The following is an 11,976-nucleotide window of genomic DNA, read 5'->3' as shown; positions in this document are numbered from 1 at the left end:
CAGCCGATGAAAAATGCACAGTGGTGCAATTATGCGCCCGTTGGGAAGGAGCGAATCATGGCGGCTGGCCCCCTGGATGGCGTGCGGATTGTCGAATTTGCGGGGATCGGTCCCGGTCCCTTCGCGGGCATGTTGCTGGCCGATCTGGGCGCCGACGTGGTGCGAATCGACCGGCCCGGCGGATCGCAGCAGGCTCCCGGTGACGTAACCGCGCGCAGCCGCCGCTCGGTCGCGCTCGACCTCAAGGATCCCGCCTCGATCGAGATCTGCCTGCAGCTGATCGAGCGCGCCGATGGCCTGATCGAAGGGTTCCGCCCCGGGGTGATGGAGCGCCTCGGGCTGGGGCCGGACGCCGCGCTCGCCCGCAATCCGCGGCTGGTCTATGGCCGCATGACCGGCTGGGGGCAGGACGGCCCGCTGGCCCAGGCGGCCGGGCATGACATCAATTACATCGCCATCACCGGCGCGCTTCATGCGCTGGGCCAGCACGACCGGCCATCGCCGCCGCTCAACCTGGTTGGCGATTTCGGCGGCGGGTCGCTTTACCTCGCACTGGGGCTGCTGGCGGGGATCCTCCATGCCCGCACCAGCGGCCAGGGGCAGGTGGTCGATGCGGCGGTGTGCGACGGCGCGGCCAGCCTGATGACCATGTTCTACGGCTTCCTGTCGACCGGGTACTGGACCGACGCGCGCGAGCGCAACCTGATCGACGGCGGCGCGCATTTCTACAACGCCTATGCCTGCGCCGACGGCAAGTTCATCTCGGTCGGGCCGATCGAGCCTCACTTCTGCGCGATCCTGCTGGAAAAGGCCGGGCTCGATCCGGACATCCTGGCCGACCACCGCGACCGGACACGCTGGCCGGTGCACCGCGAAACGCTGGAACGCATGTTCCTGACCCGCAGCCGCGATGAATGGTGCGCGCTGCTGGAAGGGACCGACGCCTGCTTCGCCCCGGTCCTGTCGCTGGCGGAAGCGCCGGCGCACCCGCACAACCAGGCGCGCGGCAGCTTTGCCGAAGTGGACGGCATCGTCCAGCCGGTGCCCGCGCCGCGCTTTTCCGCCACGCCCGGCGCGATCCAGGGGCCGCCGCCGCAGGTCGGCGCGCACCGTGACACGGTGTTCGCCGAATGGGGCATCACGGCGCCAGACGGGGCCCAGGCATAAATCGCTTGCAGGTGATGAAGCATTTGATTTAGCCAAGCTGATAAGAACACGAGCCGTAGGGAAGGAATGCACATGATCTCGGGCGTCGAATTCGGGGTGAACCTCTATCGCTTTCCACACATGCCGGACGCGGGCTTTCCCGAAACGGTAGAATTCGTGAAGAAGGCCGAAGCGCTGGGCTTTGCGCAGGTGCGGCTGGTCGATCACGTGGTCGGCATCGTGGCTGAACGCCACGGCGGCATCGCGCAAACGCCTTATACGGACAAAAGCGTTATCCGCGAATGCTTTACGCTGATGTCCTACCTGTCGGCCGTAACCAGCAAGATCCGCTTCGTGCCGGCGGTCATGGGCATTCCGGCGCGGCAGACGGCGCTGGTCGCCAAGCAGGCCGCCGAAGTGGACATCATGTCCGGCGGGCGGCTCGTGATGGGGGTGTCGGTCGGCTATAACCCGCTTGAATTCGAAGCGCTGGGCGCGGACTTCAAGACGCGCGGCAAACGCTTCGAGGAACAGGTGGTGCTGCTGCGCCAGTTGTGGACCGAACGTGATGTCAGCTTCACCGGCGAATTCCATTCGATGCAGGATGTCAGCCTGTCGCCGCGTCCGGTGCAGCGCCCGATCCCGCTGTTCTTCGGCATGGGCCGCGCGATTGCGCCGATTCCGCCCGACGTGGTGCTGCGCCGCGTCGGCCGCATGGCCGATGGCTGGTTCCCGATCTTCGGGCCGACCCCGGAAGGCAAGGTCGCGCTGCAGACCATGCGCGATGCCGCGCGCGAAGCCGGGCGCGATCCCGACAGCATCATCATGGATCAGAGCGCCGCGATGGGCAGCAAGTCGGCCGACGAGTTGCGCGACACGATCCTGGCGCTGCGCGATTTCGGGGCAAAGCGCATCACCTTCGGGATCGAGGGCGATAATTTCGCGGCTCACATGGATGGGCTCGACCGGCTGCGCGGCATGCTGGACGCGATGAACGATTGAACAGCGGGCGCGTCGGTGCCGATCTGATCGGTGCCGGCGCGGCAATTGCTGACCCGGCGCGCCCCAGCGCGGGCCCGGTTACCGACCTTCCAGACGACCCCATGACCGGACCGGGCGCCGGTCCCGGCAACAATCCGCTTGTGCTGACGCGCCGCCAAGGTAAGCGCTTGCATGAAGTGGCGAAGGGGTGCCTGGATGAACCATGCGATCAGCGATCAGGTGACCGGTTGGCTGGCCGGCCTGCGATATGAACAGCTGCCTGCGCCGACCCGGGCGGCGGCTTGCCAGGTGCTGCTTGATGCCAGCGGGGTGATGCTGGGCGCCAGCGGCCTTTCGGCCGAGGTTGCGCCCTTTGTCAGTCTGGCGCTGGATCAGGGGGCAGGAAGCGCGGCCGTGCCTGGCACCGGGCGGACCACTTCGGCGGCGATGGCCGCATTCGCGGGCGGGGCCATGGCCCACGCGCTCGACTACGAGGACGCGTTCGACCTCGCTCCTGGCCATCCCAATGCCAGCCTGGTGCCCGCGCTGATCGCGCTGGCCCAGGCTGAAGGCCCGGTCGACGGCAAGCGGTTCCTGACCGCGCTGGTCGCGGGGTGCGAGCTGTCGTGCCGCATGGGCCTGGCGCTGCGCCGGCCGATGGAGACAGGCGGCTGGTATCCGCCGCCGATCCTGGCGGCCTTTGGCGCCGCTGCCGGGGCCGGGCTGCTGCTGGGGCTGGACGCAGGACAACTGCGCGATGCGCTGTCGCTGACCCTGTGCCAGGCGGTGATCCCCGGCGAGATCAAGTACAGTGCCGGCACCGTGATCCGTGCCGTGCGCGAGGCTTTCCCGGCCCAGGCCGCCGTCACCAGCGCGCTGCTCGCGCGGGCCGGGGTGGCCGGGTTCGAACAACCGCTGGAAGGCAAGGCGGGGTTCTTCGCGCTTTATGCCGGCGGCCAGTTCGCGCCCGAGGAGCTGACCGCGCCGCCGGGCGAGCGGTTCTGGATCGAACAGCTGACGTTCAAGCCCTGGCCGAGCTGCCGGGGCACTCATGCGGCAATCGAACTGGCGCTGGACCTGCGCGCCGCGCATGGGCTGGACGCGGGCCAGATCGCGGCAGTGACGATCGAGGTCGATGCGGTGCAGCAGATGCTGGTCGATCCGCTGGCGCGCAAGCAGGCGCCCGAAACGGTGATCGACGCCAAGTTTTCGATCCCCTGGTGCGCTGCCTTGGCGCTGGCCGATGGGCGGGTCGATCTGGACAGCTTTGCGCCCGAGCGGCTGGCCGATCCGGCGCTGCGGGAACTGGCCGGGCGGATCACGCCGCGCCTGGTTGCCGGCCAGGGCTGGCAGCGCGGCGGGGGCGGGGCGATGGACCTGCACCTGACGGGTGGGCGCGTGCTGCGCGCCGAAGTGGCCAATGCGCACGGCTGCCCCGCGCGGCCGCTGGGCGAGGGCGAACTGGTCGGCAAGTTCATCGACTGTGCCAGCCGGGCCAAGGTTCCGCCCGCCGATCCGGCCGCGCTGGCCGAGCGGATCCTGCGGCTGGAGCAGTGCGAGGATGTGGGCGCGCTGTTCGCCTAGAACAGCGCGCGGATTTCCGCGCGGCGCTGGCTTTGCCCGGGGATGGTGTCGGCGTCGGGATCGCTGGTGGGCTGTGCGCCTGCTTCCCACCGGGCTTCCACCGGCAGGCCCGGCAGCAGCCGGCGCAAAGTCTGCGCGATGCTTTCCGCGCGTTCGCGCGCCACTTCGGGGCGTTCGGCGATCTGGCGGCCCGAGACGGTTTCGGGCGTGCTGGCGGCAAAGCCGGTCACGACCAGTTTCTTCGGCTTGGCCGCTCTGATCCAGGTCACCGCATTGTCGATAATGAAATCGTCGTACTGGTAGACCAGGAAATCGCGGTCCCATTCGAAATAGGTGGTGAACACCCGTTCGGCATAAGGCCCCGGCGGCACGGCGCGCGCCACCGACAGCGGCTGGATGTTGCGCGGCGGTAGCTTGAACTTGCGGCCCGGATAGCCTTCGGCCGGCAGCATGTGCCGCACGCACTGTTCCGGCAGGATCGAGGTGCGGACCGGATCGAGCACGGTATCGCCGCACGGCGCGTTCGGCGCGGCGCTGACCCGGCCTTCGACCAGCACGGCAAAGTCCCAGTTGGGCTTGTAGGGCGACAGGCTCACGTCATAGCGCTTGCCGCTGGCCGGGTCGGTCGCCAGCCAGCAGCCCGATTTCTTGCCGCTGTCCGCATCGCGGTAGACCGGGCAGGCGATGAACCGCACCAGCTCGCCCGTCTGGGCGCTGGCGGAGCCGAGCGGCGCCAGCGCCGCGATCAGGGTGATCAGCTTTTTCACAGCACGCTCATCAGGTTGACCAGATCCTGCTTTTCCTGCTCGGTGTAACCGATGTTGTATCGGCGTTCGTAATAATCGACCACGCCGCGCAGGTCCTTGGCCAGGCCGTTGGAGAAATAGGGCGCGCGCGCCGCCAGGCCGCGCATGGATTGCAGCGTGATCTTGCCCACGTCCGCGCACTTGCCCGAAGTCAGCGCGAAGCCGGGATCATAGGTCAGGATCACCTTGCCGTAATGCGGGTGCGGCCGCCCGGTGCAGGTCACGCGGAACAGCGGCAGGTCTTGCCACGGATCGGCGAACGGCTGGGTGGTGGTGCCAAGATCGACCTGGCCCGGGGCCACGTCGTTCCCCATCTGCGCCATGTTGTGGCAGAACACGCAGCTGTTGCGCACCGGATTGCCAAAGCCCATGCGCGAATTGATCCCCGCCGTGTCGGTGATCAGGAACGTCTTGTCGCGGAACACCCGCGCCCCGCGCGCGACCGACTGGCGAAAGGCCAGTTGTTCGGGCGTCAGCTTCGCGGCGTCGCTGGCGCTGATCTTGTCCCAGGCGGTATATTCGGACCAGACCGGCGTGCCGATCGACCCCAGCGCACCGGGCTGGGAATCGCGCAGCTTGGCCGGGCCGCCTTCGGCCCCCATGCTGTCGAGCGCGCCGCCGTGCTGGCTGACCTGCTGCGCGGAATAGAGCCGCAGTTCGAAGTCCTTGATCTTGGCGATCTGCTGCGGGCTGAGCCGGCCCATCAGCTGCAGGTGGCTGGCGGCGGCATCCTCCATCTGGATGCGCAGGTTGCCGGCGCGGTTGTCGGCCATCAGGTTGCCCGACTGCGGCTGGCCGTCATCGGGATCGAGCGGCAGGGCGTAACCCTGCTTGGGATCGAACGGGAAGCCCACGGCGAGCAGGTACTTCATTTGCGCGATCGGGCGGACCCGGCGATAGACCGAGATATTGCCCGCCGCCGGGCCATAGTTCGGCCCCGAATTACAGCCATTGGGATCGCGCACCACCTCGATCGTGAAATCGGGGGTGACCGGATCGCCATTGAAGCTGCGGACCGGCCAGGGGCGCTGAATGCGCAGCAGCCCGCGTTCCAGCAGCAGCGAATGCGAGGCGCGTTCGCCCTGCGGCAGGGTGGGGCAGTTCGATCCGTCAATCGCGGCGAACAGCGGGTCCTTGCCTCCGGTCGCGTCCCAGCGTTCGCGCGCGGTTTCGGCCGAAAGACTCATCGCGTCAGCCGGCTGGTGGCAGGTCACGCAGGCGCGGCCGTTGGTCCCGATCGGCTCGAAGAAGGGGTGCCCCCTGGTGTTCAGCGGCCCGCCGACCAGCAGGGTGCGCAAGGTGCCCTGCGCGTTGGGGTAATCGAGCACGGCGGGCCAGGTGCGCCCTTCGCCCGGCGCCCACCAGCGCGGCGGCTCGCCGCTGCGGGCGGCGACCGTTCCAGCCAGTACCAGCCCGGCCAGCGCGGGCAAGGCGAGGCGCAAAGATGAACGGCCGCCGCTCACGCTCAATTGCCCAGCTGCATCCGCAGGCGCACACCATAGGTGCGCGGCGCGCCATAGATGATCCCGCCGTCCGCGCTCGAGCTGTTCTGGATATGCGAGGCGATGTAGACCTTGTTGCCGATGTTGTTGACGTAGCCTTCCAGCTTGTAGCGCTTGTCGATGTCCACCGTGACGCGGGCATCGAACAGGTCACGCCCCGGCACGCGGGTGTTCACGCTGGGGAAGGGGGTGGCCCACTGCTGCGACAGATGCGACCACTGCACGCGCGGGGTGATGTCCACCGAACCCACGGTCATGGTGTACTGGATCCCGGCGTTGTCGGTCCAGCGCGGCGAGAACGGCAGGCGGCGGCCTTCGGGCACGAAGCGCAGGTTGGTGGCGCAGCCCACGTCGGTGCCCGGCGCGTTTGTATCGGAAATGCAGGCCGAATTGCCGAACTTGGCGTCCAGATAGCTGACCCCGAAGTTGAAGGCGAGGCCGCCGAACTTGCCGGTCACTTCCAGTTCGCCGCCCTTCGACGAGCCCGCCAGCGCGTTCTGCGTGGTCGGCAGCCCGCCGACCAGGCTGGCCAGCTGGATGTCCTTGTACTTCGAATAGAACACGTCGCCATTGATGCGCAGGTGCTTGTCCAGCAGCTCGGTCTTGAACCCGGCTTCATAGACGAAGTTGCGTTCGGGCAGGAAGTTGGGGGTCAGCGGGGTCAGGTTGACGCCGCCCGCCTTGTAGCCCTTCGACGCGGTGACATAGAGCATGGTCGCATCGTTGAGGTGATAATTGGCCCCCAGCTTGCCGGTCAGCTGGTTGGTGCTGATCTGGCTGACATAGGGCAGGGTAAAGCCGGTGCCGGGGACCTTGAAGCGGGTATAGACCTGCTTGTCCCAGCTGTAACGGCCGCCGACCACCAGTTCGAGCTGTTCGGTGGCGAACCAGTTGGCCTGCCCGAACAGCGAGTACGAGGTGTTCTTGGCCGAAGTCACGATGTCGCTGTTCGACACCACGAAATCGGTGGTGTTGCGGTTGTCGCGGTACAGTTCGACCGGCACCGTTTCATCCATCAGGAAGCCGCCGACGACCCACTGCAGCGGGCCCTTGTCGATCGACAGCAGGTTGAATTCGCTGATGAAAGTGCGGAAATCGGTGCTCGCATTGCTGACCCGGCCCGGGAAGCGCGCGGTGTTGGCGCCGCTGGTGGCGGTGCCGGCCGGTACGGGCAGGGCGGTGGCGGTGCGATCACCATCGGTCTGGTCGTGGGTATAGCCATCCTGCCACGAAACCATGCCGCGCGCGGCGATCTTGTCGCTCAGTTCATAGCGCGCCTCGGTCGAGATGCGGTAGCCCTGCTGGTTCATGTAGCCGCGCCCGTCTTCCTCGATCACGAAGGGATCGCGGGTGACCAGGTCGTTGCGGTTCTTGACCGCGTTGTTGTCGGTCTTGACGTTGAAGTATTCGCCGCGGACGTTGACGTCGAGCTTGCCGTCCAGGCCCTGCAGCCGCAGGCTGGCACGGACCGAGTCCAACTTGAGGTTGCCCGGCTGGCTCTTCGCGCCCTGGGCGATGTTGGTGGTATAGCTGTCGCGTTCCTCGTGGACATAGGCGGCACGCAGCGCCACCGTTTCCCCGCCCACGTTCACTGCCAGCACGCCCCGGTGGTGCGAATAGGCGCCGACCGTGAGGTCGCCGCTGGCCGACAGGTTGTTGAATTCGGGCTGTGGCGTGCGGACGTAGATCGCCCCGCCGGTGGAGTTCTGCCCGGTCAGCGTGCCCTGCGGACCGCGCAGCACTTCGATGCTGCCGATGTCGTAGAAGCTCTGGCCGATGAACTGTTCGTGCGGGATCAGCACCCCGTCGATGTAATAGGCAACGCCCGGGTTCGAGGTCGGCGCGGACTGGGCAATGCCGACGCCGCGGATGTTCACGAAGGTCGAACGGTTGAGCACGTTGATCGCCACCGAAGGCGCAACCTGCTGGATGTCGTTAAGGTTGGCGACGCCGCGCTGGGCCAGCTGTTCGCCGGTCAGCACCGTGGCGGAAACCGGCACGTCCTGCAGGTTCTGTTCGCGCCGTTCGGCAGTGACGACGATTTCGCCAAGGCCCTCGGGCTTGTCCGCATCGGCGGTCTGCGCCAGCGCGGGCAGCGAGGTGCCCGCGAGCAACAGGGCCAGAACGGGGCGATACGTGCGGGTTACCTTCATGACTTCCTCCCAAATTTATTATGACGCATAGCAATCTTGCCGGATTTCTGCAAGCCCTTGCACCTACCTGCGCGCCGCCGTTCGCCCCAGCAGGGTCCCGCCTAGCGACAGTGCGCAGGCCAGCGCAATACCCAGTCCGAGCCGTACCAGGTCAACCGGGGCGAAGCGGCTGAGCGCGAAGGCGGCCAGCGCGCTACCCAGCATCTGCGTTGCCCCGGCCAGCGCGGCGCTGGTCCCTTCGCGGCCGGGCATCGCGCGCAGCACCCGGGTGATCCCGGCAGGACCGATCATGCCCGCGCCCAGCCCCAGCAGGGTCATCGGCCCGATGAAGGCGGCCAGCCCGTGCAGCCCGGCCAGCGCGCCGCCCAGCAGCAGCAGGCCGCCGGTCAGGCCCAGCGCGGTGCCGGTCAGCAAGGCATCGCCGCGCCGCTCGATCCGCGCGACCAGGAACGTCGCGGCGATGCTGGCCGCGGCAATCACCATCATTGCCGCCCCCACCTCGCGCGGGCGCAGGTGATAGTCGTGGGCCAGCAGGAACGGGGCATTGCCCAGGAACATGTACAGCGCCGAACTGCCCCCGGCGATGGCCAGTACCGGGCCGACGAAGCGGGCATTGCGCAACAGGTCGCCCAGTGCATCGGCCAGCCGCGCAGCGGGCGGCGCAGCACTGCGGCCGGGTGCTTCGGGCAGGCTGGTGGCAGCAAGCGCCATGCCGGCCAACCCGGCCAGCGCCAGGCCGCCGAACAGTGCCCGCCAGCCCGCCACTTCGCTCAGCGCGCCGCCAAGCACCGGGGCCAGCGCCGGCGAGATCAGCACCACCGCCATCAGCGTCGCCTGGCGTCCGGCGGTTTCCTCGGGCGGGAACAGGTCGCCCACCAGCACGCGGGCAACGACCACGCCGCTCGCGCCGCCCAGCGCCTGGATCACGCGCGCCGCCAGCAGCAGCGGCAGCGACGGCGCCAGCGCGGCGGCCAGGCTGCCCAGGCAATAGAGCGCCAGCCCTGCCAGCAGCACCGGTTTGCGCCCCAGCCGGTCGGCCAGCGGCCCGGTCAGCAATTGCCCGCCGCCCAGGCCAACCAGGAACAGGCTGATCACCAGCTGGGCATCGCCCGGTCCGGTGTGCAATTCGCGCGCCAGTTGCGGCAGGGCCGGGACCAGCAACTGCGTCGCGAGCGAGCCCAGCGCGGCGATCGCCGCCAGCAGCAGGATCGTGCCGCGCCCAGCCCGGCGTCTTGCGGCGGCATCCGGCATGTCAGGCACGCGCCAGGTGCCGCCGCGCCGCCAGGCACAGCGCGGCGCAGGTCAGTGCGATGCCGAACAACAGCAGCGTGGGCGGCAGGAACGATCCGCTGCTTTCGCGCAGCCAGCCCATCGCGGCGGGCACGGTCGCCCCGGCAAAGCTGCCCAGCATGTTGATCATTACGATCCCCATCGCCAGCCCGCGCGGGTCGAGCAGCCGGGTCGGGATGGCCCAGAACGCAGCCACCGTACAGCCGGTGCAGGCCCCGCCGATCACCAGCATTGCCAGCCCCGGCAGGCCCGGCCCCAGCAGGTAGGCCGCCAGCAATCCGCTGCCCCCGACCAGTGCGGGAATGGCGACATGCAGCACCCGTTCGCCGGTGCGGTCGGAATGGCGGGCGTTGAGCACCAGCGCGATTGCCGCGGCGGCATTGGGCAGGGCCACGACCAGCCCGGTCTGCGTCGCGGACAGGCCGGACAGTCCTTTCACCATGGTCGGCAGCCAGAACATCACGCCGTAATTGCTGGCCAGGATGCAGAACCAGATCGCCGCGCAGATCCAGCCGATCGGGCTGGCCAGCGCGCTCCACCGGCCGTCCTGCGCCTGGCCCCGTTCGGGCCGCACTGCGCCTTTCACGTTATCCCGCACCCAGTCGCGCTCGGCCGTGCTGAGCCAGCGGGCCTGGGCGGGGCTGTTGGGAAAGTGCAGCAGCGCAAACAGCGCCAGCGCCAGCGCGGGCAGCCCTTCGACCAGGAACATGAAGCGCCAGCCGGCGATCCCCAATGGATTGTCCACGTCGATCAGCCAGCCAGACAGCGGCGAGCCGATCACCTGTGCAATGTTGATCGACATGATCGGGATCGCCAGGATCGTCGCGCGCCAGCGGTCCGGCGCAAACTGGCTGAGGTAGATCATCAGGCCCGAGGACAGCCCGCCCTCCATCAGGCCGATGAACAGGCGCAGCGCATAGACCTGCCAATGCGCGCTCACCAGGCCCATGGCGCAGGCGGCCAGCCCCCAGGCCAGCGTGATCCCGGCCAGCCAATGGCGCATGCCCAAAGTCTCATAGGCCAGCACGCTGGGATACTTGGCCAGCACATAGCCGATGAACAGCACCCCGGCGGCAAAGCCGTACTGGGTGCCGCTCATCCCCAGGTCGGCGTTCATCTGCAAGGCCGCGAAGCTGACGTTGGTGCGATCGATTGCCCCGATCAGGATATACAGCGCGCAGGGCAGGACCAGCCGCCACAGCACCTTGCGGCCGACGCTGGCTTCGATGGCGCTGGCCTGTTCGTCCCGGTCCGGCATGATCGTGTCGCTCTCCCCAATGACTTTATGATAGCGCTTGCATGAAGCTGCGTCGATACCTATGCCAGCGCGCCATGGCACAGCATCACCAGGATTTCGACCCCACGCAAAGCGAAACCTTCGACAGCGCGTGGGACCAGTTCGCCGATCTGCGCGCGCGCTGCCCGGTGGCCCATACCGAGGAAATGGGCCGCTTCTGGGCGCTGACCCGCTATGACGACGTGAGGCGCGCGGCCAGCGAAAGCGCGACCTTCGTGACGTCGCAGCAGAACGTGGTGCCCAAGGTGGCCTTCACCGGGCGGCGGCCGCCGCTGCACCTCGATCCGCCCGAGCACACCCCCTATCGCCGCGCGCTCAACCCGCTGCTGTCGCTGACCCGGGCGGAAAGCTTCGCGCCGGTCGCGCGGCGCTATGCGCGCGAACTGCTGGCCCCCCTGGTGGCGCATGGGGGCGGGGACGTGTGCACCGAATATGCCAGTTTCCTGCCGGTGCAGGTGTTCGGCGAATGGATGAACGTGCCCGATCACTGGGTCGAGCCGCTGCACAAGGCGGGCCGCGCATTCATCCTGGCGGTCAACATGAACGATCCCGAAGCGATGAAGGCGACCAGCCTGAAGCTGTATGACATGGCGCGCGAATTGATCGAGCTGCGCAAGGTCGAACCGCGCGATCCGGCCAGCGACATTACCTCGGCGCTGCTCGATGCGATCGAGCGCGGCGATGCGCTGCAGGAGGAGCTGATCCTGGGCATGGTCCGCCAGGTGCTGGTGGTGGGAATCGTCGCGCCGACGGTGGTGATGGGCAGCATTGCCGTCCACCTGTCGCGCGACCGGGAATTGCAGAACCGGCTGCGCGCCGATCCCGCCCTGATCCCGGCGGCGGTGGAGGAGTTCCTGCGGCTCTACACCCCTTATCGCGGCTTTGCCCGCACGGCGGTGGAGGATGTCGAATTCGGCGGCTGCCCGATCCCCAAGGACGAGGCGATCGCGCTGGTCTATGCCTCGGCCAACCGCGACGATGCGGTGTTTCCCGATGGCAGCACGTTCATCCTCAATCGCCCCAACATCGGCGATCACCTGGCCTTCGGGCGGGGACCGCACAATTGCCCGGGGATCCACCTGGGGCGGATGGAAGTGCGGGTCATGCTGGAGGAACTGCTGGCCGCGACCACCGGGTTCGAGCTGGCGGGCGAGATCGTGCCGGCGCGCTGGCCCGAGATCGGGGCGATTTCGGTGCCGTTGCGCTTTACCGCCTGA

At 68.1% G+C, this 11,976-nt stretch carries 9 protein-coding genes; 4 read left to right on the top strand and 5 right to left on the bottom strand.

Annotated features, from left to right (window positions below):
• Positions 1-57 precede the first annotated feature (57 nt).
• The 3 genes from ACE3N9_RS03995 (at position 58) to ACE3N9_RS03985 (ending at position 3,711) form a co-directional block, all read left to right on the top strand.
• On the top strand, positions 58-1,167 hold the full coding sequence (locus tag ACE3N9_RS03995) for a CaiB/BaiF CoA transferase family protein (RefSeq protein ID WP_374281080.1): 1,110 nt from the start codon (positions 58-60) through the stop codon (positions 1,165-1,167).
• Between the two features lie 72 nt (positions 1,168-1,239).
• A complete protein-coding gene (locus tag ACE3N9_RS03990; protein ID WP_374281078.1) occupies positions 1,240-2,148 on the top strand; it encodes a TIGR03619 family F420-dependent LLM class oxidoreductase in 909 nt (302 codons plus the stop codon).
• Between the two features lie 195 nt (positions 2,149-2,343).
• Complete coding sequence (locus ACE3N9_RS03985; protein WP_374281076.1) at positions 2,344-3,711, top strand: MmgE/PrpD family protein; 1,368 nt, start codon at positions 2,344-2,346, stop codon at positions 3,709-3,711.
• Here the strand turns inward: ACE3N9_RS03985 and ACE3N9_RS03980 are convergent.
• The 5 genes from ACE3N9_RS03980 to ACE3N9_RS03960 all read right to left on the bottom strand — a co-directional run bounded on the left by ACE3N9_RS03980 (position 3,708) and on the right by ACE3N9_RS03960 (position 10,720).
• The gene (locus tag ACE3N9_RS03980; RefSeq protein ID WP_374281075.1) at positions 3,708-4,478 is read right to left on the bottom strand and encodes a hypothetical protein; all 771 of its coding nucleotides are present in this window, start codon (positions 4,476-4,478) and stop codon (positions 3,708-3,710) included. The two genes, ACE3N9_RS03985 and ACE3N9_RS03980, sit on opposite strands and share 4 nt — an antisense overlap.
• The gene (locus tag ACE3N9_RS03975; RefSeq protein ID WP_374281073.1) at positions 4,475-5,980 is read right to left on the bottom strand and encodes a hypothetical protein; all 1,506 of its coding nucleotides are present in this window, start codon (positions 5,978-5,980) and stop codon (positions 4,475-4,477) included. The genes ACE3N9_RS03980 and ACE3N9_RS03975 overlap by 4 nt, the downstream gene beginning before the upstream one ends.
• Positions 5,981-5,982: 2 nt before the next feature.
• Positions 5,983-8,172 (bottom strand): TonB-dependent receptor, encoded by a 2,190-nt coding sequence (locus tag ACE3N9_RS03970; protein WP_374281071.1) that lies wholly within the window; start codon positions 8,170-8,172, stop codon positions 5,983-5,985.
• Between the two features lie 63 nt (positions 8,173-8,235).
• Complete coding sequence (locus ACE3N9_RS03965) at positions 8,236-9,423, bottom strand: Bcr/CflA family efflux MFS transporter (protein ID WP_374281252.1); 1,188 nt, start codon at positions 9,421-9,423, stop codon at positions 8,236-8,238.
• A 1-nt stretch (position 9,424) separates the two neighbouring features.
• A complete protein-coding gene (locus tag ACE3N9_RS03960) occupies positions 9,425-10,720 on the bottom strand; it encodes an MFS transporter (protein ID WP_374281069.1) in 1,296 nt (431 codons plus the stop codon).
• A 74-nt stretch (positions 10,721-10,794) separates the two neighbouring features.
• On the opposite strand from ACE3N9_RS03960, the gene ACE3N9_RS03955 reads away from it, so the two are divergent.
• Entirely contained in the window at positions 10,795-11,976 is a 1,182-nt protein-coding gene (locus tag ACE3N9_RS03955; protein WP_374281067.1) for a cytochrome P450, read from the top strand.

Source organism: Novosphingobium sp., assembly GCF_041905565.1.
Lineage (GTDB): Bacteria > Pseudomonadota > Alphaproteobacteria > Sphingomonadales > Sphingomonadaceae > Novosphingobium.
This window is presented reverse-complemented; position numbering and strand designations above follow the sequence as displayed.